This window comes from Methylobacterium sp. D48H (assembly GCF_053345715.1).
In genome coordinates this window covers 1,073,708-1,097,537 of the sequence record NZ_JBKFAP010000001.1, presented here as the reverse complement: position 1 = coordinate 1,097,537, position 23,830 = coordinate 1,073,708, and the positions used below count along the sequence as shown (strand labels likewise).

Annotated in this window: 20 protein-coding genes and 1 tRNA gene; 10 read left to right on the top strand and 11 right to left on the bottom strand. The window is 71.7% G+C overall.

Annotated elements, in window-relative coordinates:
- Positions 1-2 precede the first annotated feature (2 nt).
- Both shc and ACLBX8_RS05295 read left to right on the top strand, forming a co-directional pair.
- Positions 3-2,000 carry a squalene--hopene cyclase gene (gene shc / locus ACLBX8_RS05300; RefSeq protein WP_020090627.1) on the top strand — a complete coding sequence of 666 codons (1,998 nt, stop codon included), beginning with the start codon at positions 3-5 and terminating at the stop codon, positions 1,998-2,000.
- A 233-nt stretch (positions 2,001-2,233) separates the two neighbouring features.
- Positions 2,234-2,932, top strand: coding sequence for a phosphorylase (locus ACLBX8_RS05295; protein ID WP_447698414.1), 699 nt, complete (start codon positions 2,234-2,236; stop codon positions 2,930-2,932).
- A 122-nt stretch (positions 2,933-3,054) separates the two neighbouring features.
- Here ACLBX8_RS05295 and ACLBX8_RS05290 read toward each other — a convergent pair whose 3' ends face one another.
- Complete coding sequence (locus tag ACLBX8_RS05290) at positions 3,055-4,581, bottom strand: Do family serine endopeptidase (protein ID WP_020090625.1); 1,527 nt, start codon at positions 4,579-4,581, stop codon at positions 3,055-3,057.
- A gap of 326 nt (positions 4,582-4,907) precedes the next feature.
- Here ACLBX8_RS05290 and ACLBX8_RS05285 point away from each other — a divergent pair, with 326 nt between their 5' ends.
- Positions 4,908-5,273, top strand: coding sequence for a hypothetical protein (locus tag ACLBX8_RS05285; protein ID WP_447698415.1), 366 nt, complete (start codon positions 4,908-4,910; stop codon positions 5,271-5,273).
- A gap of 70 nt (positions 5,274-5,343) precedes the next feature.
- On the opposite strand, the gene ACLBX8_RS05280 is transcribed toward ACLBX8_RS05285, so the two are convergent.
- The 4 genes from ACLBX8_RS05280 to ACLBX8_RS05265 form a co-directional block, all read right to left on the bottom strand.
- Positions 5,344-8,061, bottom strand: coding sequence for a valine--tRNA ligase (locus ACLBX8_RS05280; RefSeq protein WP_447698416.1), 2,718 nt, complete (start codon positions 8,059-8,061; stop codon positions 5,344-5,346).
- A gap of 113 nt (positions 8,062-8,174) precedes the next feature.
- Positions 8,175-8,720, bottom strand: a complete 546-nt coding sequence (locus ACLBX8_RS05275) for a PopZ family protein (protein ID WP_056531758.1) — start codon at positions 8,718-8,720, stop codon at positions 8,175-8,177.
- 197 nt (positions 8,721-8,917) lie between these two features.
- Entirely contained in the window at positions 8,918-10,531 is a 1,614-nt protein-coding gene (locus ACLBX8_RS05270; RefSeq protein ID WP_091679122.1) for a TolC family outer membrane protein, read from the bottom strand.
- A 411-nt stretch (positions 10,532-10,942) separates the two neighbouring features.
- Positions 10,943-11,758, bottom strand: a complete 816-nt coding sequence (locus tag ACLBX8_RS05265) for a collagen-like protein (protein WP_447698417.1) — start codon at positions 11,756-11,758, stop codon at positions 10,943-10,945.
- 279 nt (positions 11,759-12,037) lie between these two features.
- Between ACLBX8_RS05265 and ACLBX8_RS05260 the strand changes: the two genes are divergently transcribed.
- Positions 12,038-12,262 carry a hypothetical protein gene (locus ACLBX8_RS05260; protein ID WP_447680948.1) on the top strand — a complete coding sequence of 75 codons (225 nt, stop codon included), beginning with the start codon at positions 12,038-12,040 and terminating at the stop codon, positions 12,260-12,262.
- A gap of 21 nt (positions 12,263-12,283) precedes the next feature.
- On the opposite strand, the gene ACLBX8_RS05255 is transcribed toward ACLBX8_RS05260, so the two are convergent.
- The gene (locus ACLBX8_RS05255) at positions 12,284-14,197 is read right to left on the bottom strand and encodes a putative bifunctional diguanylate cyclase/phosphodiesterase (protein ID WP_175556273.1); all 1,914 of its coding nucleotides are present in this window, start codon (positions 14,195-14,197) and stop codon (positions 12,284-12,286) included.
- Positions 14,198-14,503: 306 nt separating this feature from the next.
- Here ACLBX8_RS05255 and ACLBX8_RS05250 point away from each other — a divergent pair, with 306 nt between their 5' ends.
- Together ACLBX8_RS05250 and ACLBX8_RS05245 are read left to right on the top strand one after the other, a co-directional pair.
- A complete protein-coding gene (locus ACLBX8_RS05250) occupies positions 14,504-15,571 on the top strand; it encodes a spore photoproduct lyase family protein (RefSeq protein WP_447714700.1) in 1,068 nt (355 codons plus the stop codon).
- A gap of 93 nt (positions 15,572-15,664) precedes the next feature.
- Positions 15,665-16,123, top strand: coding sequence for a nucleoside deaminase (locus ACLBX8_RS05245; protein WP_091925371.1), 459 nt, complete (start codon positions 15,665-15,667; stop codon positions 16,121-16,123).
- Positions 16,124-16,139: 16 nt separating this feature from the next.
- Here ACLBX8_RS05245 and ACLBX8_RS05240 read toward each other — a convergent pair whose 3' ends face one another.
- Positions 16,140-16,451, bottom strand: coding sequence for an ETC complex I subunit (locus tag ACLBX8_RS05240; protein ID WP_020090615.1), 312 nt, complete (start codon positions 16,449-16,451; stop codon positions 16,140-16,142).
- Positions 16,452-16,476: 25 nt separating this feature from the next.
- Positions 16,477-16,553, bottom strand: a tRNA-Pro gene (locus ACLBX8_RS05235).
- Between the two features lie 358 nt (positions 16,554-16,911).
- On the opposite strand from ACLBX8_RS05235, the gene ACLBX8_RS05230 reads away from it, so the two are divergent.
- From ACLBX8_RS05230 to ACLBX8_RS05215, 4 genes are all read left to right on the top strand, one after another.
- Positions 16,912-17,850 (top strand): SMP-30/gluconolactonase/LRE family protein, encoded by a 939-nt coding sequence (locus ACLBX8_RS05230; RefSeq protein ID WP_447714699.1) that lies wholly within the window; start codon positions 16,912-16,914, stop codon positions 17,848-17,850.
- A gap of 115 nt (positions 17,851-17,965) precedes the next feature.
- Positions 17,966-18,673, top strand: coding sequence for a glutathione binding-like protein (locus ACLBX8_RS05225; protein WP_132366017.1), 708 nt, complete (start codon positions 17,966-17,968; stop codon positions 18,671-18,673).
- A 7-nt stretch (positions 18,674-18,680) separates the two neighbouring features.
- Positions 18,681-19,256 (top strand): NUDIX domain-containing protein, encoded by a 576-nt coding sequence (locus tag ACLBX8_RS05220; protein ID WP_082558041.1) that lies wholly within the window; start codon positions 18,681-18,683, stop codon positions 19,254-19,256.
- Complete coding sequence (locus tag ACLBX8_RS05215; RefSeq protein WP_447714698.1) at positions 19,253-20,149, top strand: inositol monophosphatase family protein; 897 nt, start codon at positions 19,253-19,255, stop codon at positions 20,147-20,149. Before ACLBX8_RS05220 ends, ACLBX8_RS05215 begins: the two co-directional genes overlap by 4 nt.
- A 94-nt stretch (positions 20,150-20,243) precedes the next feature.
- Here ACLBX8_RS05215 and ACLBX8_RS05210 read toward each other — a convergent pair whose 3' ends face one another.
- The 3 genes from ACLBX8_RS05210 to ACLBX8_RS05200 form a co-directional block, all read right to left on the bottom strand.
- Complete coding sequence (locus ACLBX8_RS05210; RefSeq protein WP_447714753.1) at positions 20,244-22,193, bottom strand: DUF4139 domain-containing protein; 1,950 nt, start codon at positions 22,191-22,193, stop codon at positions 20,244-20,246.
- A gap of 258 nt (positions 22,194-22,451) precedes the next feature.
- Positions 22,452-22,913 carry a hypothetical protein gene (locus tag ACLBX8_RS05205; RefSeq protein ID WP_447714697.1) on the bottom strand — a complete coding sequence of 154 codons (462 nt, stop codon included), beginning with the start codon at positions 22,911-22,913 and terminating at the stop codon, positions 22,452-22,454.
- Between the two features lie 334 nt (positions 22,914-23,247).
- Complete coding sequence (locus tag ACLBX8_RS05200) at positions 23,248-23,697, bottom strand: hypothetical protein (protein ID WP_447714696.1); 450 nt, start codon at positions 23,695-23,697, stop codon at positions 23,248-23,250.
- Positions 23,698-23,830 lie beyond the last annotated feature (133 nt).

Below are 23,830 nucleotides of genomic sequence, written 5' to 3'. Positions count from 1 at the left end.
CTATGAGAGAGGCCGTTAGCAAAGTCGAGGCGCTGCAGCGCTCGAAGACTCAGGGGATCTCGCTCGAGGACGTCGAGCGCGGCGTGGCGCAGGCGACGCGCGCGCTGACCGCCCTGGCGCACGACGACGGGCACATCTGCTTCGAGCTCGAGGCGGATGCCACGATCCCGTCCGAGTACATCCTGTTCCACCATTTCCGCGGCACGCGGGTCCCCGGCGACCTCGAGGCCAAGATCGGCAACTACCTCCGCCGCACCCAGGGGCGGCACGGCGGATGGGCCCTCGTCCACGAGGGGCCGTTCGACATGAGCTGCACGGTCAAGGCGTATTTCGCCCTCAAGATGATCGGCGACGACATCGAGGCGCCGCACATGCGCCGGGCGCGCGAGGGCATCCTGTCCCGCGGCGGCGCGGCCAACGCCAACGTGTTCACCCGCTTCATGCTGGCCCTCTACGGCGAGGTGCCGTGGCGCGCCGTGCCGGTGATGCCCGTCGAGGTGATGTTCCTGCCGAAGTGGTTCCCGTTCCACCTCGACAAGATCAGCTACTGGGCCCGCACCACCGTGGTGCCGCTGTTCGTGCTGCAGGCGACCAAGCCCCGGGCCCGCAACCCGCGCGGCATCAGCGTGCAGGAGCTGTTCGTCACCCCGCCGGAGAGCGTCCGCTCCTGGCCGGGCTCGCCCCACGCCACGTGGCCCTGGACGCCGATCTTCGGCTTCATCGACCGGGTGCTGCAGCGGGTCGAGAACCACCTGCCGCGCAAGAGCCGGCAGCGGGCCATGGAGATGGCCCGTGCCTGGGTGAGCGAGCGCCTCAACGGCGAGGACGGCCTGGGCGCCATCTTCCCCGCCATGGTCAACTCGGTGCTGATGTACGAGGTGATGGGCTACCGGCCCGATCACCCGCAGGTCCGCGTCGCCTGCGACGCCATCGAGAAGCTCGTCGTCGAGAAGGCCGACGAGGCCTACGTCCAGCCCTGCGTCTCACCGGTCTGGGACACGGCGCTCGCGAGCCACGCGCTGCTCGAGGCCGGCGGCCCCGAGGCCGAGGCCCAGGCCCGCGCCGGTCTGGACTGGCTGAAGCCTCGGCAGGTGCTCGACATCGTCGGCGACTGGGCGGCGCGCAAGCCGAAGGTCCGGCCGGGCGGCTGGGCGTTCCAGTACGCCAACGCGCATTATCCCGACCTCGACGACACCGCCGTGGTGGTGATGGCGATGGACCGGGCCATGCATCAGCACGGCCTCGTCGCCGGCATGCCGGACTACAAGGCCGCGATCGCCCGCGCCCGGGAATGGGTCGAGGGTCTGCAATCCGAGGACGGTGGCTGGGCGGCGTTCGACGCCGACAACAACCACATGTACCTCAACCACATCCCGTTCTCGGATCACGGCGCGCTGCTCGACCCGCCGACCGCGGACGTGACCGCCCGCGTGGTCGGGATGCTGTCCCAGCTCGGCGAGACCCGGGAGACCTCCCGCGCCCTCGACCGCGGCGTGAACTACCTCCTGAACGATCAGGAGGAGGACGGCTCGTGGTACGGCCGCTGGGGCATGAACTTCATCTACGGCACGTGGTCGGTGCTCTGCGCCCTCAACGCCGCCGGGGTCGACTCCGCCGACCCGCGCATCCAGAAGGCCGTGTCCTGGCTGATCCGGATCCAGAACCCGGATGGCGGCTGGGGCGAGGACGCCTCCTCGTACAAGATCGACCCGGCCTTCGAGCCCGGCTCGTCCACCGCCTCGCAGACCGCCTGGGCGCTCCTCGCCCTGATGGCGGCCGGCGCGGTCGACGACCCGGCCGTGACCCGGGGCATCAACTTCCTGACCCGCACGCAGGGCGCGGACGGGTTCTGGAAGGAGGAGCGCTACACCGCCACGGGCTTCCCGCGGGTCTTCTACCTGCGGTACCATGGTTACCCGAAGTTCTTCCCGCTCTGGGCGATGGCGCGCTTCCGCAACCTCAAGCGTGGCAACAGCCGGCGCGTCCAGTTCGGCATGTGACGTCCGCCGAAGTCCTGGACCCGGCCCGGCGGGCCGGCTCCGCTCCGCCGGATCGCGGCGCGCTCGACCGTCCCGACAGCCGATCCGCGAGCCCCGGTACGAGACACGTGGCCTCCTCAGACAGCGATCCCGCGGGACCGGACGAACCGCCCCCCGCGCCGGATCCGGCCCGGACCCCGCCTCGGCGCTCGCGCCTTCTTGCGGATCTCGCCGGACTCGTCCACGAGCGCGCCATGATCGATCCCGCCGCACCCGTCCTGGCCGTCACCGGCCTCGCCCGCGAGCGCCGCATGGCGGCGGGGGAGGGGGTCGAGGCCGTAGGAGCCGGCGGCAATCCCCAGCGGCTCCGCCAGCTCCTGGAGGCCCGCGGCCAGCCCGGCTGCCGGGCTGTGATCAGCTTCGGCATCGCGGGCGGCCTCGATCCCTCGCTCCGGCCCGGCGACGTCGTGGTGGGCACCGGCGTGGTGAGCGAGGAGGGGCGGCGCGCCGCCGATCTCGACCTGTCGGCCACGCTGCTCAACCTCCTGTCCGGCGTCGGGCCGCGGGTGATCCCGGCGGATCTGGCTGGCGTCGACACGGCGGTTCTCGCCGTCGACGGCAAGACCGACCTGCGGACCACCACCGGCGCCGCGGCCGTCGACATGGAATCGCACGTGGCCGCGTCCTTCGCGGGCCGGCACGGGCTGCCCTTCGCGGCCGTGCGCGTAATCTGCGACCCGGCCGACCAGGCCCTGCCGGCCTTCGCGGCCTCGGCCCTCACGCCGGACGGCGAGCCCGACATCGCCGCGGTGTTCTTCGCCTTCGCGCGCGGCCGGGCACGCCTGGGAGACCTGATGCGCCTCGCCCGGGACTCGAACGCCGCCTTCGCGGCGCTGGGACGGTGCCGGACGCGGCTCGGGCCTGGACTGGGCATACCGGTCCCAGGGCGCTGAGGCGCCCAGACGCTCAGTCGCGGTGAAGGGGCCACGAAAAAGCGCCGGCCTGTTCGGCCAGCGCGAGTCGGAGGTCACCACGAGACGGCGCGGGGCGGACCCCGCGCCGGGAGAAACCGGCCTCAGCCGGCCTTCTTGTTGAGCGAGACCGCCACGAACCGGGTCTGGCCCTTGCCGCTCTTCACCCGCATCAGCACGGCCTTGCGCCCGCTCGACTCGGCCGCCCGGATCTGCGTCGCCACGTCCGACGGACGGGCCACGCTCTGGCCGCCGACGTCGAGGATCACGTCGCCCGCCTCGATACCCTTGGCGGCCGCCGGGCCGTCGGGATCGACCTGGACCACCGCGACGCCCTGATCCGACAGGCCGACATCGCCGGCCGGGGCGAGCTGCAGGCCGAGCCGCGGCTGGCCGTTGCCCGAGTCGTCGTCACGGCTCGCCATCTTGGTGCCGTCGGTCGGCATCGTGCCCAGCGTCACCGTGGCGGTGTCGGTCTTGCCGCCGCGCAGGTAGCTCAATTCGACCTTGGCGCCCGGCTTCAGGCCGGCGATCTTGCGCGACAGTTCGCGGGCGCTGTCCACCGTGTCGCCGTTGACCTTCTCGATCACGTCGCCCGCCTTCAGGCCGGCCTTGGCCGCCGGGGTACCGTTCTCGGCGTGGTCGACCAGGGCGCCCTTGGCCTTGTCGAGGCCCAGGCCCTCGGCGATGTCCTGCGTCACGGGCTGGATCTGGACGCCCAGGTAGCCGCGGGCGACCTTGCCGTCGGTCCGGAGCTGGTCGACCACCGCCTGAACGGTCTCGGCGGGGATCGCGAAGGCGAGGCCGACGCTGCCGCCCGACGGGGACGCGATGGCGGTGTTCATGCCGACCACCTCGCCGTTGACGTTGAAGGTCGGGCCGCCCGAGTTGCCCTTGTTGATGGGCGCGTCGATCTGCAGGAAGTCGTCGTAGGGGCCGGCGCCGATGTCGCGGCCGCGGGCCGAGACAATGCCGGCGGTCACGGTTCCGCCGAGGCCGAACGGGTTACCGATCGCCACCACCCAGTCGCCGACCTGCGGCGCGGCCTTGCCGAACTGGACGTACGGGAAGTTCGAGCCCTCGGTGATCTTCAGCAGGGCGACGTCCGTCTTGGAATCCTTGCCGATGACCTTCGCGTCGAGAGTGCGCCCGTCGTCCAGCGTCACCTGCACGGTCTTGGCGTGGTCGACCACGTGGTTGTTGGTGACCACGTAGCCGTCGGCCGAGATGATGAAGCCGGATCCCACCGCGCCGCGCGGGCCCTGATGCTGGGGCTGCATCCCGCCGGGACCGTTCTGGCCGAAGCGCTTGAAGAACTCGCGCAACTGCGGCGGCACGTTCTGGAGGTTGCGCCCCTGGCTCGGGCCATCGTCGTCGTCGCTGCTCGCCGAGTCGTCGAGCTTCACCTTCACCGAGACCACGCCCGGCTTCACCTTGTTGACGATGCCGGCGAACGAGCCCGGCGGGTGCTCGGGCGCCTCGATCGGCGACTTGGGCAGAGCCTGCGCGTAGGCCGGGGTCGCGGCCGGCAGATAGCCGCTGCCGATGGCACCGCCGGCAATCAGCGCTGCGGCCGCTACGGAGGCGAGGGCGCGGCGCGAGGTGCGGCCAGTGGGACGGGTCTCGGTCATGGGGGGTCTCAACCTCTCGGGACTGATCGGGACGACGCCGGCGGTCGCGGCCGTCGATGGGATCTGTCTAAGGCGCGGCGCCTGACCCGGGCGTGGCGATCAAATTACCGTTTGGACAGGTAGCCGAGCGCTCGCGGAGCCCCAGCGCGATCGCGGCGCGTGACCGAGACCGGAGGTCCGACGACCCGGCGCGGGTTGGGCCGGATCCAGGCTCGTGCTGTCCGGCACCGCCGTTTCCGGAAGTCGATCTTAAATACCGCTCAGTTCGGCGGGCCGGCGCAATCTCGGTGCCGCCAGATTTGAATGTGTAGGCAGAGGAATTGACAATGAAGGTGCTGTTGGCGGTCGCCATGTTATTCGGGTCGACTGTCGGCGCGCTGGCGGTCGAGTCGTACGCGGATTACCGTGATTACTTCGACGCGAAGCCCGTCATCGCAAGTCGCGCGCCGCGCAGCGTTTCCGAGAGAACGTACAGCGTCGATACGCGCCGCCCCGGAGATGAGCGCGTTGCGAAATCGGCGGCCAACTTCCGGCCCGGCTACTGGAACCAGTCGGGCGGCTACGTTCCACCGGACTATTCCCTGCATCTGCGGGGCGCGTCGCAGGACGGCTTCTGGACCCCGAACGACGCGTCCGCCGCCAGTTGGGGCGGGCCGCGGGCGTTCACCGGAACCCTCGGCACCCGACGCTGACGGGCGAGCCTCCGGGACCGGGTCACCCCCGGGGCGGGCCTGACACGTCGGAGCGCTCCCGGACGGGCGCTCAGTCCCCGCTGAGCCGGACCAGAGCTTCCTCGATCTTCGCCAGCCGCGCCGACTCGCTCTCGCGGCGCTCCCGATTCTCCTCGATGATCTCCTCGGGCGCCCGGGCCACGAAGTCGGCGTTGCCGAGCTTGGCGTCGATCTTCTTGATCTCGCCCTGCGCCTTGCCCTGCTCCTTCTTCAGGCGCGCGACCTCGGCCGCGAGGTCGACCACGCCTTCCAGCGGCAGCGCGGCGACGCTGCCGCGCACCAGGAGCTGGACCGAGTTCCTCGGCGGCGTCTCCGCCAAGGTGATCTCCGACAGTCGGGCGAGGCGCAGGAGCGTGTCGCGCCAAGCCTCAACCCGCGCTCTCACCTCCGGGGCGGCGCCGACCATCACCAGCGGGATCTGCGCGCCGGCCGGGACATTGGTCTCGGACCGCGCCGAGCGGATCTGGCTGACGAGATCGACCACGAACCCGACCTCGGCCTCCGCGGCCGCGTCGGCGAGGCCGCCGAGGTCCGGCCAGGCGGCCAGGGTCAGCAGGCCGCGCTCCGGCAGGTCGGCGCCCTTGATCGCCCACAGCTCCTCCGTGAGGAACGGCATGAAGGGGTGCAGCAGCTTGGCGACCTGATCGATCAGGAACGCCACGCTCGCCTGCGTCTCGGCCCGGACCGCCGGATCGACACCCTCGCCCTGGAGCACCGGCTTGGCGAGCTCGAGATACCAGTCGCAGAAGATGTTCCAGACGAAGCGGTAGGCCACCGCCGCCGCGTCGTTGAAGCGGAAGGCCTCGAGGGCGCCCGCGACCTCGTCGACCGCGCGGGCCGCCTCAGTGAGCGCCCAGCGGTTGATCGCGCCGGTGGCGGAGCGCGGGTCGAAGGCCGGGTCGAGGCGGCAGCCGTTCAGCTCCGCGAAGCGGGCGGCGTTCCAGAGCTTGGTCGCGAAGTTGCGGTAGCCCTGGACCCGGTCGGTGGACAGCTTGATGTCGCGGCCCTGGACGGCCAGGGCGCAGAGGGTGAAGCGCAGGACGTCGGCGCCGACCTGATCGATCAGTTCCAGGGGATCGACGACGTTCCCCTTCGACTTCGACATCTTCGCGCCCGACGCGTCCCGCACCAGGGTGTGCAGGTAGACCGTGTCGAAGGGCGCCCGGTCGGTGAGGTGCAGGCCCATCATCATCATCCGGGCGACCCAGAAGAACAGGATGTCCTTGCCGGTCACCAGGGTGTTGGTCGGGTAGAAGCGCGCGAGTTCCGGGGTCGAGTCGGGCCAGCCCAGCGTCGAGAACGGCCAGAGCGCCGAGGAGAACCACGTGTCGAGGACGTCCGCGTCGCGGGTGAGCGCGACCGGCCGGCCGTGCTGCGCCTCGGCCGCCGCCTGCGCCTCGGCCTCGCTCTCGGCGACGAAGATGCCGCCGGCGTCGTCGTACCAGACCGGGATCTGGTGGCCCCACCAGAGCTGGCGCGAGATGCACCACGGCTCGATGTTGGTGAGCCACTGGAAGAAGATCTTCTCGTAGTTCTCGGGCACGAACTTGGTCTGCCCGTCGCGCACCGCCTGGAGGGCGCGCTCCGCGAGCGGCTTGACGTTCACGTACCACTGGTCGGTCAGGTAGGGCTCGATGACCACGCCCGAGCGGTCGCCGTGCGGGACCGCGTGGGTGTTCGGCTCGATCGCGCGCAGCCGACCGCGCGCCTCCATCAGCGCCACCACCTCCTTGCGGGCCTGCGCCCGGTCGAGGCCGTGGAGCGCCAGGGCCTCCGGCTCGGGCGCGACGCCGTCGAGGAACTCGGCGTTGCCGTCGAGCAGCATCCGGCCCTCGGGGTCGAGGACGTTGATCAGGCCGAGTCCGTGGCGGCGGCCGACGTCGAAGTCGTTGAAATCGTGGGCGGGCGTGATCTTGACCGCGCCCGTGCCCTTCTCGGGATCCGAGTAGGTGTCGGCCACGATCGGGATCAGCCGCCCGACCAGCGGCAGGCGCACGCGCTGGCCGACGAGCGCGGTGTAGCGCGCGTCCTCGGGATGGACCGCGATGCCGGTGTCGCCCAGCATCGTCTCGGGGCGGGTGGTGGCCACCGTGATGACGGCGCCGGTCTCGTTGCCGGCCTCGTCCACCACCGGGTAGTCGAAGTGCCAGAGATGGCCCCTGGTCTCGACCTGCTGGACCTCCAGGTCCGAGATCGCGGTCTGAAACTTCGGGTCCCAGTTCACCAGCCGCTTGTCGCGATAGATCAGGCCCTGCCGGTGCAGGTCGACGAAGGTCTTGAGCACGGCCCGGCTCAGCCCCTCGTCCATGGTGAAGCGCTCGCGGGACCAGTCGCAGGAGGCGCCGAGCCGCTTCAGCTGGTTGACGATCGCGCCGCCGGATTCCGCCTTCCAGGCCCAGACCTTCTCGACGAAGGCCGCGCGGCCGATCTCGCGGCGGCCGGGCTCCTGACGCTCCATCATCCGCCGCTCGACCACCATCTGGGTGGCGATGCCGGCATGGTCCGTCCCCGGCTGCCAGAGCACATCCTTGCCGCGCATGCGCTCGAAGCGGCAGAGGATGTCTTGCAGCGTGTTGTTGAGGGCGTGGCCCATGTGCAGGGAGCCCGTCACGTTCGGCGGCGGGATCACGATGCAGTACGGCGGGGCCCCGGCGCGCTCGGGCCGGCCGGCACGGAAGGCGTCCGCCTCGGCCCAGGCGGCGGAGATCCGCGCCTCGACGGAGGTGGGCTCGAAGGTCTTGTCCATCATCGCGGGTACGGGCCGGCGCTTGTCCAAACGGGGGTGGCCCCGCTTTCGACCGTCACGCCGCTCCCGTCAACACGCGGACGGCGGCCCGCGGCCGCCGTACCCAGGCCGCCGGCTCAGCGGCCGCGCGACACCCGCTCGATCTCGGCGCGCACGAGGCGCTCGACCACGGCCGGGAGGTTGTCGTCGAGCCAGGATTTCAGCATCGGCCGGAGCATCTCCTTGACGAGATCCTCCAGGGTCCGGGCGTTCTGCGTCAGCACGGTGTGGGCCAGCAGGTTGAACGCGCCGCTGACGCTGGCATCCGTGGCCGGAGAGACCAGGGCCTCGGGCTCCGGCTCGGGCGCGCGGGCGGCCTGGAGCACGGGCTGCGGGGGCGGAGGCGGTGGGGGCGGCGGCTCCGGGGCCGGCTCGGGCTCGGGCTCCGGTTCGGGCGCGGCGGTCACCGGGTCCTCGAAGTCGATCGCGTCGAAGTCGAGCAGGTCCGGGGCCGGCTCGGGTTCCGGCTCCGGCTCGACGACGCGCGGGCGCATCACCGGCTCGGCGACCTCCGCGAGGTCGAGCACGTCGTCGGGCTCCGGAGCGGGCGCCGCGACCTCGGCCGGCTTGGCGGCCTGATCGTCGGCGATGATCCTCCGGATCGACGCGAGGATCTCTTCCATCGAAGGCTCGTGCGCCTTATCGGCAGCCTTGTCCTGGAATTTCGAGTCCGGGATCTTGGGGCTTGCTGCACTCATCGGCAGGCGCACTCGGGCATGGGAGACTGGAAAGCGACCCGAATGGATCGATGTTCAATCAGTATTCCATGCCGTTTCGTGACGGCAAGCGCGCCCACAACACACTCCCCGTGGAAAAGCCGTCAGCGACCGTCCGGGGTGCGCAGGCCGAACCAGAGATCCTTGACCTGATCGTAGTGAACCTTGGCGCTGTAGTATTCGACCGGGAGCGCCGTGAAGCGCGCGGTCAACTGTCCGATCGCCTGGACCACCCCGTAGGAGAAGATGACCCGGTCACGCTGGGCGACGATGAGGTTCACCCGGGAGTTCAGCAGTTCCTGCTGCGCGTTGAGCACGTCGAGGGTCGTGCGCTGGCCGACGCGCGCTTCCTCGCGCACGCCGTTCAGCGCCACCTCGTTGGCCTGGACCTGGGCCTGGGCGGCGATGACCTGCGCCTTGGCGGCCTCGAGCCGGCCCCAGAAATCGACGATCTGGGCGCGGACCTGATCGCGGATCTGATCGACCTGGATGCGGGCCTGGCCGACCGACTCCTTGGCCTGCCGGATCTGCGCGTAGGTCTGGCCGCCCTCGTAGATCGGGATCGAGAGCCGGCCGCCGACGAAGCCGACGAAGAAGCTCTGGTTCGGTCCGTTCTGGTCGTAGAGCTGGCTGAGCGAGCCCTGCAGGCTGAGCTGCGGGGCGAGCTGGCCTTCCAGGACTTTCACCTGGGCCTCGCTCGCGTCGACGTTGTGGATGGCCGAGACGACCTGCGGGTGCTCGCGCAGGCCGACGGCGATCGCCTGATCGAGGCTGCGCGGCACGAACCGGTCCAGCGGCCGACCCGGCGCGAGCTGGCGCGGCTCGACGCCGATGTTCTGCCGGTAGACGCCGATGCTCGTGCGGAGGGTCGATTCGGCCTGGGCGACCTGCGATCGCGCGCCGGCCAGTCGGGCCTCGGCCTGCGCGACGTCGGTCCGGGTCACCTCGCCGACGTTGAAGCGGTCCCGGGTCTGGCGGAGCTGCTCTTCCAGAACCTCGACGTTGTTCCGGTTCAGCTCCAGCGTCGCCGTGTTGCTGAGCACGTTCATGTACGCCTGGACGGCGCTGTACAGAACCGACAGCTCGGTGAAGCGCAGGCTCTCGCGCTGGCTGTAGACCTGCGACTCCGCGCGCCGGACCGTGTTGTCGGTCTGGAAGCCGTTGAAGATCGTCTGCGTGACGTTCAGGCTGGCGGAGCTCGGCAGGTAGGTGGTGCGCGTCGTCCGCCGGGAGGTGATGACCTGGCTCGCGATGTCGGAGGTCGCGCCGCCGGACAGGCCCTCGCCGCCGGTCGCGGATCCCGCCGCCCCGGCACCTGAGGTTCCGATGCCGGTGGTGCCGCCCGCGGTCCCGATCCCCGTCGTCCCGATCCCCGTGGTCGTTCCGGTCCCGGTCGTCCCGGCGCCCGCCGTTCCGCCCAAGCCGCCGCCCGTTGTCCCGAGGGCCGATCCGGCGGTGGTCGCGGCCGTGCCGCCGGTGGCCGCCGACGCGACTGTGCTGGACGAGCGCGTCTGAAGGTACTGGACGCCGATCGCGGCGTTGACGTTGACGGTCGGCCGGTAGCCCGACTGCGCGATCGCCACGTTCTCGTCGATAGCGCGCACGCCCGCACGGCTGGCGTTCAGGCTCGGATTGCCCTGATAGGCCTTCGCGAGAGCGCTCTCCAGAGTCTCGGCCGATGCCGGCATGGCAGCCAGCATCGCGAGTCCGGACACCATCCCGGCCAGGCGGAACGTCGGGCAACTCGCTGGTGGACGTCGTGTCACGATGAACAAGCCCTTGCGGTCTCTTTCGGTCCGGAAGTCCGAGACGAAAACGGCCAAGGTACGGCGTTTCGCTCGTCTCCGATCAAGCCCGCCCCACCGTCACGCTTAGCGCAAACCGGGCGCTTTGGCTCGCCTCGGTGCGGGTCTGGCGGCGGAATGTGCGGCGTTGGGGCATTAAGGTGACACACCCGGCGCGGACAGCGCGGCACGCGAGCGAATTGAGTTGTTAAGTCGCATAAATACGCTCTTCCAAAGACTATTGCCGGCGTGCAGCCACGCGAGACTTGGGAGCCGACGCGTCGCCCCCGGCCGGGCAGGGCGGCCCGTTCCGCGGCTGGCCCTGCGGTCGACACCGGTCCGCGCCTAGTAGCGGTCCATCCCGCCGCCGCCGGCGTCGGGCTCCAGATCCAGCGGTCCCTCGGGCGCGGATTCCGGCTCGGGTGCGCGGCGCGCCCGCGCCGGCGGCCGCGGCTTCGGCGCCGGCCCTGCCAGCGCGGCCGACGGGTTCGGTTTCGGCGCGGCGCTCGGGGAAGCCGCCGGCCCTGCCAGCGCGGCCGACGGGTTCGGTTTCGGCGCGGCGCTCGGGGAAGCCGGCTGCCCGCGGGTGCCGCCAGGCGGCCCGGGCGGGCCGGGCGGGCCCATGGCACCCATCAGCCCCGGTGCGCCGGCCATGCCGATGGGTCCGCGCTCGCCCGGCGGGCCCGGCGGTCCGGCGACGCCCTCCGCGCCGGCTGGCCCCTGGGGGCCGGGCGGCCCGGGCGGTCCCATCGCGCCCCGCTCGCCGGGAGGTCCGGCCTCGCCCCGCGGACCCGTCTCGCCGCGCGGGCCGGCCGGGCCGGGGAGCCCGGGCGCCTGCGGCCCCTGCTGGCCGCACTCGCCGACCACGATGCTGCGGGTCTGCTTCGGCGTCCGCAGCGTCGCGATGCAGGTGGCCGGATGGTAGACGACGCGAAACTCGAAATAGCCGCGGCTGTCGGTCCGGTGGGGGAACTGGCCGTCGAGCGTGATCTCCACCCCCGGATCGTCGGCGTAACCGATGATCCAGAGATCACCGCCGGTGATCTTGGCGGCCTCGATGCGCATGTCCGCCGCCCGCGCCGGCAGCCCGCAGGCGGCCGACAGGGCCAGCATCGAACACAGCGCCCAGCGCTCGCGCCACAGGCGCTTGGCAGATCTCATGGCAGGTCACGCAGTCTTTTAGACGGTCAGAATGCCATAGCCCGCAAACTAAGCAATAAATTGCGGAGAAAGTTGGATGTGGAAAAGCGCGGCCGGTCGAAGGCCGTAGTCCGAAATGGGTATTCGAAAGGCGCGCGGCGGGGCCTGTAGCGTGACCGCGCTGGACCCGGTCTGGCGTGTGCGGACCGGGCCGGCAGAGGAGTGGCGCGGACCGATTCACCGGTCACCGCCGCGCGAGCGCCCCGGGCCGCATTCGGACCCGCGGTGGAGGGTTCTGCCGTGGACAACGACGATCCGCCCTGGGACACGGACCCGCTCTGGTACGACCGGACCGAGTCCGGAACGCCGCCGGGGCCCATCCTCGAGGCGCTGGCCTGGCTGTTCCTGCTGGCGATCGCCGGGTGCGCGGCGCTCGTGTGGCTCTACGGGATGCCGGACCGCCTGTGGCGCGCGGCGGCGCGCCGGCTGATGCGCCGCGATCCGGCGGATGCCGGGCGGTTCTGAGCCGCGCGCGCCGGCACCGGCTCAGGCCGCGGCGATGCGCGTGCTGAGCAGGGTGGCTTCCAGATCTTCCACCGGCATCGGGCGGCCGAGATGGTAGCCCTGCAGGAACGGGCAGCCCATCGCCTGCAGGATGTTCAGGTCCTCGGCCGACTCGACGCCTTCCGCCACCACGTCGAGCCCGAGCAGCCGGCCGAGGCCGAGGACGGCGAGGACGAGCCCGCGCTTGTCGTCGCTCGCCCCGAGGCCGGTCACGAAGCTCCGGTCGATCTTGATCCGGTCCGCCTTGAGCTGGCGCAGCGAGGAGAGCGACGAGTAGCCGATGCCGAAATCGTCCAGGGCGACCCGGATGCCGGCGCGGGACAGCGCCTGTAGCTTGCCCTGCACCGCGCCGATGTCGAGGGCCGTCTCCTCGGTGATCTCGATCTCCAGCATGGTGGGCGGCAGGCCGAGGAGGTTCAGGCGCCCGATGACGATCTCGTCCACGGGGACCTGCGCCATCTCCCGGGGTGAGACGTTCATCGCCACGCGCACGCCGCTCAGGCCGCGGCGATGCAGGATCTCCAGCATCGCGCAGACCTGCTCGAGGATGTAGCGGAGCAGCGATTCGGTCAGGCCGGCCATCGCGGCGGCGGCGATCAGGTCCGGGGGCGCGATCCAGCCGAGCCGCGGATGCTCCCAGCGGATCAGGGCCTCCAGCCCGACCAGGGTCCGGCCATCGGCGGCGTAGATCGGCTGGAACCAGACCTTCGGGGCGTTCTCGACCAGGGCCTGCGACAGGTCGCGCTCCAGGTCCCGCCGCATCTGCAGCCCCTCCCGCAGGCCCGAATCGAACACCCGGTAGCGGTTCCGCCCGGCGGCCTTCGCGGCGTAGAGCGCCTCGTCGGCGCAGCTCAGCATCTCGGTGAAGCTCGGCTCCGCGCTCGCGTGGACGCCGATGCTGACCCCGAGGCGGCCCGCGTCGAAGCCGTCGAACGGCTGGGACACCGCGGCGATGAGGTTCGCCGCCATGACGTCGTCGGGCACGCCCGACGTCACGGGATCGTACAGCACCGCGAACTCGTCGCCGCCCAGCCGCGCCGCGAGACCGTTCTCCGGCAGCGCGTCCTTCAGCCGGCGCGCCACCTCGACGAGCACCCGGTCGCCCGCCTTGTGGCCGTAGACGTCGTTGACGAACTTGAACCCGTCGAGGTCGAGCATCAGCAGGCTGAGGGTCCCGGTGCGGAGCCGGTTCTCCGTCGCCTGGAGGAAGCCCGCGCGGTTCAGCAGGCCGGTGAGATCGTCATGCGTGGCGCGCCACCGCATCTCGTCCACGAGGGCGCTGGCGCTGGCATGGGCCTCGGCGCGGGACCGGGCGAGGGCGTGGGCCTCGTTCTTGAGCCGGCTCGCCTCGCGAAACACGGACTCGCTGCGGAACGCCGTGTGCGTCAGGGCGAGGAAGTAGAGCAGCACGCAGGCCGCGAGGCAGTTCCGGTCGAAGTCGCCGGCATAGGCGAGGCAGGCCACGACGGACAGCAGCGGCAGGGCGATGAAGGCGAGGGGGATGCGCGCGTACGCGATCCCGTGCGTCACCGCCCCCGCGGTCACGCCGCAGGTGATGGTCAGGTAGAACAGGGTCTCGGCGGTCGTGTAGCCGTCGCACAGGAGTGGCTGACAGGCCCAGACCAGTCCGGAGAGGAACGCCGCGACCGTGAAGACGCGCAGGTGCCGGTCGACGGAGCGCGCGGCGGCCGCGGCGAGGCTCGGCGTCATGTCGGCGGTCAGCGCCAGGCCGAGGCAGGGGATCCGGCAGAGGGCGATTCGCAGGAGGTTGACGCTGGTCGACGCCGCGAACCAGATGGCCCCCACGGTGCCGTGCCCGCTCCTGTAGGCGACGAGCATGCTCGCCACGCCGAGCAGCATGTTGACCGGGATGGCCGCCAGCACGCTCCCGCGCATGGCCTCCAGCTGATCCCGCCGGATCAGCGCGCCCCACCTCGGATCTGCAGGGTCGAGAGATTCACCGGAGCCGGGTGAGCCCGGCTCGGATCTCTCCTGGTCCCGAACGATCATCGCACGTCCACTCGAAGATGAGGGACTCATGGCACCGAATCGTAAGATATCGTTGAACGATCAACGCGCGCCGCGCCAGATCCCGAGCTTTTCGCGCGCCGCGCGAAGAGAGACTCCGGGTCGCAAGGCATTCCGGCCGCGTCGCCGCGCACCATATCGGGTCGCGGGCCGCTTCCGGGCCTCGGATCGTCCATGGCCCTGACCCGCGACCTGCTCGATATCCGGACGATCTATCACGAGCCCACTGTCGGCGACTTCCTGCTGGGCCGGGACATCCTGGCGCGCTTTCCCGACGCCGCGCGCATCGTCGTGCCGTCGCACTGGAACATCCCGGAACTCCACGGCAACGCCGGCTCGGTGGAGGATTGGGTGCGGATCAAGCGCTCGACGCTGGTCCTCGGCGTGAAGAAGGGCCTCGCCATGCGCCCCAACGGCCGCAGCGCCCACTTCATCGCGCCCTCGACCTCCAACGGCTGCGCCATGGCCTGCGCCTACTGCTACGTGCCGCGCCGCAAGGGCTTCTCCAACCCGATCTCGCTGTTCGTGAACCTCGAGCAGGCCTGCGCGGCGATCGCCCGCCACGCCGGCCGCCAGGGGCGCCTGCCGGAGCCGGACCCGATCGATCCGGAGCACTGGGTCTACGATATCGGCGAGAACGGCGACCTCTCGGTCGACGCGGCAGTCAGCGACGGCGTGCGCGCCCTGGTCGCGCTGTTCCGCACCCTGCCCAACGCCAAGGCCTCCTTCGCCACCAAGGCCGTCAACCGCGACCTCCTCGCCTACGATCCGCAGGGCAAGACGCGCGTCCGCTTCTCGCTCATGCCGGCGCGGATCGCCCGGATCGTGGACGTGCGCACCGCCCCGATCGCCGAGCGGATCGCCGCCATCGACGAGTTCGTGGCCGCCGGCTACGAGGTCCACGCCAACTTCTCGCCCGTGATCCTCTACGAGGGCTGGGAGGCCGACTGGCGGGCGCTGTTCGCCGAGATCGACGCGACGCTGTCCGACGCCGCCAAGGCGCAGCTCAAGTGCGAGATCATCATGCTGACCCACAATGCGGATCTGCACGCGGTCAATCTCGGCTGGCACCCGAAGGCCGAGGACCTGCTCTGGCGGCCGGACATCCAGGAGGCGAAGGTCTCGGAGGGCGGGGGCACCAACCTGCGCTACCGGGCCGGCTGGAAGGGCCGCTGGCTCGCCCGCTTCAAGGCCCTGCTCGCCGAGACGATGCCCTACTGCACGGTGCGCTACGCGTTCTGAGCTCGGAGCGCTGAACTTCCGGCCGCGCGCGGCGTTGGCGCGCCAGCGGAGGAAAGCTCAGCCATGTCGAGCGCATCCATGTCGAGCCCATCCATGTCGACGCACGAGGACCATATCGGCGAGGCGGTGGCCCTCGCCGCCGCCAATGTCGAGGCGGGCGGTGCGCCCTACGGCGCGGTCATCGTGCGGGAGGGGACCGTGCTGGTCCGCGCGGCCAACACCGTGCACGCGACGAACGACCCCAGCGCCCATGCCGAGATGGTGGCGCTGCGCGAGGCCAGCCGCCTCCTCGGCCGCCGCGACCTCGGCGACTGCGTGATGTACGCGAGCGGCCGCCCGTGCCCGATGTGCCACGCCGCGATGCGCCTGGCCGGCTTCAAGGAGGGCTACTTCGCCTTCTCGGCCGAGGAGGCCGAGACCTACGGCGCCGGCAGCGCGTCGATCTACGCCGAGCTCTGCCAGCCCCTCGACGCGCAGCCGATGCGCGTCACGCAGCTGCGTCCGCCGGGCGATTCGCCCTACCCGGCGTGGAAGGCGCGCCGCGAGGCCTGACGCGGCGGCGACGGCCTCAATGGGTCCAGGGCGCCGTGCGGTTGAACTTGAAATTGTCCGAGTAGGACAGGCCCTTGCGCTGGACGGGCTTGGCCGGCTGCTCGACGCGGTAGGCGATCCCCTCGCGCTTCGCGTAGGCCACGGCCTCCTCCTCGGTGTCGAATTCCAGGCGCACCTGCTGGAGCATGTCCGAGGACCCGTTCCACCCCATCAGCGGATCGATCTCGCGCGGGCTGGTCCGGTCGAACTCCAGGATCCACTGCTTGGTCCGGGCGAGGCCCGACTGCGTGGCGTCCCGAGACGGACGGAAGATGCGGGCGCTCGGCATCTGACTCGACAAGCTCCTGATCGAATGGTCGGGGCGATAGGATTCGAACCTACGACCCCCTGGTCCCAAACCAGGTGCGCTACCAGACTGCGCCACACCCCGACTGCCACACGGCCTCAATGCCGTAGCGGTTCCGCCGTTCCCCCGCAAGGCGCGGCGCGGTGCGCGCCGACGCTTCCGGGATCGGCCCTTCGCGGCGGCCTGGCCGTCGCGTACCACTTGTCAGACAAATCAGGGCGCGGTAGCGTTCGGGCTGGGACGAGGACCGGGCCGCCCCGCTGTCGAACCGGCGCCTGCCATCACTGGGGGGTGGAGGATGGTGCGCCCGGATCGACGTGCCGGGCGGTTCCGGCCCTCGTCGCCGCAGCGTCGCCGCGGTGCTGCGCCTGCGTCCGCGCGGCGGGCCTTGCCGGCCCGCGCCGGAACGGTGACGATCGCCGCGAGTGACAGGGACCTGCCCGTGTGGACACCGAGCCCGCGCTACCCGGACCCGGCGGTCGAGATTCTCGACGCCGCCTTCGCCCGCTACCGGGTGTTCAACGCGGCGGTCGAGCGCGTCGCGACCGGCTTCCGCTGGTGCGAGGGGCCGGTCTGGTTCGGCGACGGACGCTACCTGCTCTGGAGCGACATCCCCAATGACCGCATCCTGCGCTGGGACGAGGAGAGCGGGGCGGTCGGCCTCTACCGGCGGCCGTCGGGCTTCGCCAACGGCAACACCCGCGACCGGCAGGGGCGGCTCGTCACCTGCGAGCACGGCGGCCGTCGGGTCACCCGGACCGAGCATGACGGCGCGATCACCGTCCTGGCGGACGCGTTCGAGGGCCGCCGGCTCAACTCGCCCAACGACGTGGTGACCGCGGCCGACGGCGCGGTCTGGTTCACCGACCCACCCTTCGGGATCGGCGGGTTCTACGAAGGCGTGCGCGCCGAGCCCGAACTGCCGCAGAACGTCTACCGGCTCGACCCGGTCACCGGTGCGCTGGAGGCCGTGGCCACCGACCTCGCCGGCCCCAACGGCCTGTGCTTCTCCCCCGACGGCCGCGTGCTCTACCTCGTGGAATCGCGCGGGCAGCCGACCCGGCGGATCGTCGCCTACGACGTGGTCGCCGGCCGCACGCTCCGCGACCGGCGGGTCCTGATCGATGCCGGGCCGGGCACGCCGGACGGGCTGCGCTGCGACGTCGACGGCAATCTCTGGTGCGGGTGGGGCATGGGCGACGACGCCCTGGACGGCGTCATGGTATTCAACCCCGACGGCCGGCCGATCGGCCGCATCCGGCTGCCGGAGCGCTGCGCCAATCTCTGCTTCGGCGGCCGGCACCGCAACCGCCTGTTCATGGCGGCGAGCCAGTCGCTCTACGCCGTCCACGTCGACGTCCAGGGCTGCGCCGGCGGGTGAGGCCCGGATGCCCAGCCCTGCATGCGCCGCCGGCGTCGTCGCCGGCACCATGCTTGACCGGAGCGGCGCGCCGACCCACTTCCCGTCCGCCGGGGGCATAGCGGGACACCAGCCGATGATCGAACTCCATTACTGGCCGACGCCGAACGGCCATAAGATCACGATGTTTCTCGAAGAAGCGGGCGTTCCTTACCGCATTCATCCCGTCAATATTGGCAAGGGTGAGCAGTTCAACCCGGATTTCCTCAAGATCGCGCCCAACAATAGGATGCCGGCGATCGTCGACGACGAGCCGGCGGGCGGCGGCGCGCCGGTCACGCTGTTCGAGTCGGGGGCGATCCTGCTCTACCTCGCCGAGAAGACCGGGCGCTTCATCCCGGGTGACGCGCGCGGCCGGGCCGAGGTGCTGCAATGGCTGTTCTGGCAGATGGGCGGCCTCGGCCCGATGCTCGGCCAGAACCACCACTTCTCGCAGTACGCGCCCGAGAAGATCGACTACGCGATCAAGCGCTACGTCAACGAGACCAACCGGCTCTACGGCGTCCTCGACCGGCGGCTGGCCGACCGCGCCTTCGTCGCCGGGCCGGACTACTCCATCGCCGACATGGCCTGCTATCCCTGGATCGTACCGTGGGAGAAGCAGGGGCAGAACCTCGACGAGCACCCGAACCTCAAGCGCTGGTTCACGGCGATCGCCGAGCGGCCCGCCACCAAGGCGGCCTATGCCCGCGCCCCGGAGGTCAATCCCGATTTCGGCAAGACCATGAGCGAGGATGCCAAGAAGGTGATGTTCGGCCAGACCGCCGCCAGCACCAAGCGCTGACCGGATCATGGTCGAGATCCCGCCCGCCCTGCCGCTGCAGGTGATCCACCGCGGCTGGAACACCTTCGGCATCGCCACGCTGACGCTGCAGGACGGCAGCACCGTGCGGCGGGCGCTGGAGGACCACGGGCAGGCGGCCTGCGTGCTGCCCTACGATCCCGAGCGGCGCGTGGCGCTGCTCGTCCGTCAGGCGCGGGTCGGGCCCGCCTTCTGGGGTGAGTCGGCCGAGTTCGACGAAGCCCCGGCGGGCGGCCTCGACGGGGGCGCCCCCGAGGCGACGGCGATCCGGGAGGCGATGGAGGAGGCGGGCGTCCGGCTGACCCGGCTGGAGCCGGTCGCCCACGCCTACAGCATGCCGAGCGTGTCCTCGGAGCGCCTCTGGCTCTACCTGGCACCCTACGCCGCGGCCGACCGGGTCGGCCCCGGCGGGGGTCTGCACGCGGAGGGCGAGCAGGTGGTGGCCGTGGAGATGCCGCTGGCAGCGCTGGCGGAACAGGCCCGGGCCGGCCGCCTGCCCGATCTCAAGACCCTGGTTCTCGTCCAGGCCCTGATGCTCCGAAGCCCCGAACTGTTCGCCGCATGACCCTCTCGCCCACCGCACCCGCGCCGGATGTCCTCGCGGCGATGCTCGCCTTCGCCGAGGAGGCGGCCCCGCTGGCCCTCGCCATGCGGGCGGGAGGCCTCGCGATGAGCAACAAGGGTCCGGATCTCGGCCAGGCGCTGACCGAGGCCGACCTCGCCGTCAGCCGGTTGATGCACGCGCGGTTCGGCCCCGACCTGATCGAGGAGGAGACCGCCGAGGATCTCGGACAGGCGGCGGCCCGGGCGCTGCTCGCCCGCGACGCCTGGACCTTTGTGGGCGACCCGATCGACGGGACCCGGCCCTTCGCGGGCGGCCTGTCGGGCTGGGGCGTGATGGTGGCGGCCTGCCGCGGTGGCTGGCCCCGGGCCTGCGTCATGAGCCTGCCGGCCTGGAACGAGGACCGCTCCGCACCGGCCGGGGGCGTACCGGCGGAAGCCATGGAGGGTCTCCTGCTGGCGGCGAGCGAGGGCCGCGCCTACTGGGCCCCGACCCGCGGCGGCCGCATGACGACGGCGCTGCGCCCGCTCGAGCGCCCGGAGCGCCGGACCGGCCATGTCGGCTGGCTGTCGGTGACGGCGCAGCGCTACACCCTGGATTACGGCCGCGGCTGGTTCCCCTGGAGCGAGGGCGGGGCGATCTCGGACGCCGCGCTCCTGGCCACCGGGCGCCTCGACGCGACCCTGAGCAACAACCGATTGTGGGACCTGGGCCCGATCCTCCCGCTGTTCGAGGCGCTGGGCTTCCGCCTGTTCCACTGGCCCGATCTCGGGGATCCGACGGCGGACTTCGTGGACCTGTTCGACGCCGAGCTGTCGGCCCACGACGATCTCTGGCTGGTGTGCCGGGATCGCGCGCAGGCCGCCGATCTGGCGACGGCCATCCGCCCCGCCTAGGACAGGGCCCTGCCGGGCCGCGTCCGGGTCGCGTCCGGGCCGGGATGGCCGTCGATCGGGCGGTCCCGGATCGCGCGGGGATCCGGGACCGCTCTCAGAGCGCCGCGATCAGCGACCGGATCCGCGCCTGCGACGCCCTGAGCCCGTCCTCGGCCTGGGTCCGGGCGGCATCGAGCTTCGCCAGCTCGTCCTCCTGGGCACTCAGGCGGCTGAGATAGCGGCGCGCCAGCTCGCTGTCCTTCGGAACGGCGCCGAGATTGCTGCGGATGCGCTCCTGCTCCGCCTGCACCTTCGCCGCGCGCTCGCCGATCTCCTCGACGGTCCGGGTCGCCGCGGCGACCTCGGCGCGGGCCTGGGAGAGGGTCTTGAGCTTGCCGCCCAGCTCCGGGTCGGTCGCCAGGGAGGCCCACCGGACGAGCAGCGCCTCGTCGGCGTCGACGAGGTCGTAGGCGTCGACCCGGACGCGCTCGAGCACGGCCCGGGTCTCGGCCGTCCCGCCGGCGGGAACCGCGACCTTGAGGCGATAGGCCGTGGGGGTCTCGCTGTCGCGAGCGGACGCGGTGAGGGTCCAGCCATCCCGTCGGGGATGCTCGATGATCACGGAGCGGGCGGCGTCCGGCGCACCCTTGATCGTGTAGGTCGTGACCTCCCGGGCGATCACCGTCGCGCGCGCCACGCCGTCGACCACGGTGATCTTGGTCAGGGCGTCGCTCGGCGCGGTCTCCGCCTGGACGGCGACCTTGCGGTCGAGGGCGAAGCTGGCGAGCCGCTGCTCGCCGACGGGCGTCGCGGGCAGGCGGGCGTCCCCCAGGTAGCCGGCCTTGCGGTCGTAGAGGGTGATGAGGCCCGCCGGCAGGGTCGCGCCGGCGCTGTTGCGGATCCGGAGGGCCGCGATCGGGTGAACCCCCTGGCCTGGCTTCCAGAGGGCGACCCGCTCGGCCTCGATCTCGGTATCGAGGAACGGCACCGACAGCGTGCCGCCGGCGCGCAGATCGACCGGATGCGGCAGCGTGAAGTTCGCCGCGACATCCCCCTCGCTGGCGGCGGCGCCCGCGGTGGCGGCCGCGGCGTCGTAGCTCGGTTCCGCGGCCTCCATGCGGCTGTCGCGGGTGTCCATCCGCGCCATCGGGGCCGGAAGAGGCGCGGCGGCGGAAGCCGGGGCGCGCAGGCGCGCGACCGACTTCGACGCGACCGTGCCCGGGTCGAGGTCCGGCATGCCGACATCCTCGACCATCACCGGCGCCTCCGGTCTCTTGCGCCAGTAGCGCTTGTGCAGGCGCTGGAGGAGCGCCACCGGCGACCCGGACGAGAGGGTGACGTCGACGCCCGTCCAGTCGGCGCCCAGCGCGTTCTCGATGATGGCCCAGGCCTGCAGGTTCGCGCGGCCGCCGCCGCCATCGACGATGCGGTAGCTCGTCTTCCAGACGGGCGCGGCGACGACGTAGGTCAACCGGACCTCGCGCTGGCCCTGCCCGGAGACGGCGATCTCGACCCGGTGGGCGTCGCCGACCTTGGTCTTCCCGGCCGCCGCGATAGCCTCGGCGATCTTGGCCGCCATGGCCGGGTCGAGGATCGTCACGGAGGCGCCGTCCTCGATCGGCACGGATTCGAGCGTGCCGGTCGCGGTCAGGACGGTCAGGATCGAGACGTCGCCGGTCTCAGTCCCGGCATTCCGCTCGGAGACGCCGAGCACCCGCCCTTCGAGCGTGCGCCCGCCGCTCTGGACCCGGATCGGGACGCCCTGCAGCTTGCCCACGAGGCGGGTCGGCGCGGACAGGTCGTCCGCGGTGAACGGCATCGTCCGCAGGGTCTCGTCGGCCTGATCCACCCCGTCCAGGTGCAGGGCGCCGACGGTTCCGACGGGATCGCGCACGACGAGGCTCTTGAGGATGTCGTCGATCTGCTCGGGCCGGACGCTGAGCCCGATCGTCCCGTCGCCGTCGACGGCATGGACCAGGGTCACTTCGGCCAGGCCGCCGCTCGACAAGGTCACCGCGCGGATGCCGTCGGGCGCTGCCATCAGGGGCGGTGCGGCTGCAATCATGGACACGAGGACTCCGGCTAAGGTCAGATGCGATCGGATCAATTCGTCTGGCTCCAGTCAGGGCGCGCCCGCCGCACGCGGTCCCACCCTGGCCGACCGCGCGCCGTCCGGCAAAGGCTTCGTGACGCGCGCGGGCGTGAGCCGATCGCGGGCGCCCCTCCCGTGCTGTCCGCGCCGGGGCGCGCCGGGTCGCGGCGCCGATGCGGCGGGACGGGAACGGCGGCGCGATGGGGGCAGGCTGCGGTCCGCGGATGCACCCTACCGTGTCCGGCCGAATGTCCTGCCGTTCCAGACGGCGATCGCGCCGCACGGATCCTGCCCGGATCGTCCGCACGTCGCCCCGGTCATATCGACGATGACCGCCGGGCGGCCTCCCACCGTGCGGAATCGGAGGTCGTGGGCGACGGCGTCGAAGGCGTCCACGAACCCGTCCGTCGTCGAGGCGAAGACCTGCATCTCGCAGCCCGCGGTGCCGCACGCGGCGGACTCGTCATCGCCGCATTGGACGGCCGCGAAATCCAGGATGAAGTCCGGTACAGCGTCGCCGTTCACGTCCTGGCGGGTGATGAAGCCCGGCTTGAGCGTGGTCGGCTCGGACCCGCAGGACGCCTCGGCCCGCGCGGCCGCCGCCGCGACCGGCGGCGGGAGATCGTCCGCCGCGGCGGTGAGCGGGACGGCGGGCGGGAGGGCGAGAGCCAGGGCGGCGAGGGCGCGACGCATGCGGCCAGGATCCTCAGGCCCGTCCGCCCTGTCCAGCGCACTAGCTCATCGCGGCCCCGATGGAGGCTACGCCCCGGGCCTTCCTCCGACCCAGGCGCGCAGCGCGTTCGCGCCGTCCGGACGGATTGTGACCGCGACGCTGTGGGCACGGTCGACAGCGGGAATGAGGGCGCCGCTCGACAGGGCGACGTCACCGGCGAGGGCGCCGAAGCCGTATCGGACATCCGCGCATCCAGCGAGGGTGGGTGACCGATCCTGTGCTCTCCCGGCGCTTCCCCGAGCGTCGACCCGGGGAGCGACCGCCTGCCTGCGGCGCCGGAGAGCCAGACAACCTCTACTCGGCGCAGGCGAAGCGCGTCCCGTCCCACAGGAAGGTCGTGCGGCCCGGCCCCCTCCGGACCGAGCCGCAATTCCATCCCTCGTCGTTCGCCGAAGCCGCCGGCCGGCCATTCAGCGCGCGAAACCGGAGGTCGTGCGCGTAGATGTCCAACACCACGACGAACCCGTTCTTCGAGGATGCGAGGACGATCTTCGGGCATCCCATGAGGCCGCACTGGGAGACTTCTTCGTCGCCGCATCGGAGTCCGCCGACGTTGAGGATGAAGTCCGGCACCCCGTCACCGTTCACGTCCTGCCGGTCGATGACGAACGGATCGAGCGTCGCCGGCGCGGATCCGCAGGCGGCCTCGACCTCGGCGATGGCCGCGGCCACCGGCGGCGGGAGATCGTCCGCCGCTGCGGCGAGCGGCACGGCGACGAGAAGGGCGGCGACGGCAGGGCGCATGGCGCCAGGATTCGGACACCCGTCCGCCCTGTCCAGCGCACGAGCTCATCGCGGCATCGGCGGTCGGTGCCGCGCGCCCGTCCTCCCCGGGGATCGCCTCGTGAGGGCCCGTGTCCGAGAGGCGCAACGGACC

Coding starts and splice junctions, on each gene's coding strand:
- shc (WP_020090627.1), top strand. CDS start 3: ATGAGAGAGGCCGTTAGCAAAGTCGAGGCGCTGCAGCGCTCGAAGACT.
- ACLBX8_RS05295 (WP_447698414.1), top strand. CDS start 2,234: ATGATCGATCCCGCCGCACCCGTCCTGGCCGTCACCGGCCTCGCCCGC.
- ACLBX8_RS05290 (WP_020090625.1), bottom strand. CDS start 4,581: ATGACCGAGACCCGTCCCACTGGCCGCACCTCGCGCCGCGCCCTCGCC.
- ACLBX8_RS05285 (WP_447698415.1), top strand. CDS start 4,908: ATGAAGGTGCTGTTGGCGGTCGCCATGTTATTCGGGTCGACTGTCGGC.
- ACLBX8_RS05280 (WP_447698416.1), bottom strand. CDS start 8,061: ATGATGGACAAGACCTTCGAGCCCACCTCCGTCGAGGCGCGGATCTCC.
- ACLBX8_RS05275 (WP_056531758.1), bottom strand. CDS start 8,720: ATGGAAGAGATCCTCGCGTCGATCCGGAGGATCATCGCCGACGATCAG.
- ACLBX8_RS05270 (WP_091679122.1), bottom strand. CDS start 10,531: ATGGTGTCCGGACTCGCGATGCTGGCTGCCATGCCGGCATCGGCCGAG.
- ACLBX8_RS05265 (WP_447698417.1), bottom strand. CDS start 11,758: ATGAGATCTGCCAAGCGCCTGTGGCGCGAGCGCTGGGCGCTGTGTTCG.
- ACLBX8_RS05255 (WP_175556273.1), bottom strand. CDS start 14,197: ATGCGCGGGAGCGTGCTGGCGGCCATCCCGGTCAACATGCTGCTCGGC.
- ACLBX8_RS05250 (WP_447714700.1), top strand. CDS start 14,504: ATGGCCCTGACCCGCGACCTGCTCGATATCCGGACGATCTATCACGAG.
- ACLBX8_RS05245 (WP_091925371.1), top strand. CDS start 15,665: ATGTCGACGCACGAGGACCATATCGGCGAGGCGGTGGCCCTCGCCGCC.
- ACLBX8_RS05240 (WP_020090615.1), bottom strand. CDS start 16,451: ATGCCGAGCGCCCGCATCTTCCGTCCGTCTCGGGACGCCACGCAGTCG.
- ACLBX8_RS05225 (WP_132366017.1), top strand. CDS start 17,966: ATGATCGAACTCCATTACTGGCCGACGCCGAACGGCCATAAGATCACG.
- ACLBX8_RS05220 (WP_082558041.1), top strand. CDS start 18,681: ATGGTCGAGATCCCGCCCGCCCTGCCGCTGCAGGTGATCCACCGCGGC.
- ACLBX8_RS05215 (WP_447714698.1), top strand. CDS start 19,253: ATGACCCTCTCGCCCACCGCACCCGCGCCGGATGTCCTCGCGGCGATG.
- ACLBX8_RS05210 (WP_447714753.1), bottom strand. CDS start 22,193: ATGATTGCAGCCGCACCGCCCCTGATGGCAGCGCCCGACGGCATCCGC.
- ACLBX8_RS05205 (WP_447714697.1), bottom strand. CDS start 22,913: ATGCGTCGCGCCCTCGCCGCCCTGGCTCTCGCCCTCCCGCCCGCCGTC.
- ACLBX8_RS05200 (WP_447714696.1), bottom strand. CDS start 23,697: ATGCGCCCTGCCGTCGCCGCCCTTCTCGTCGCCGTGCCGCTCGCCGCA.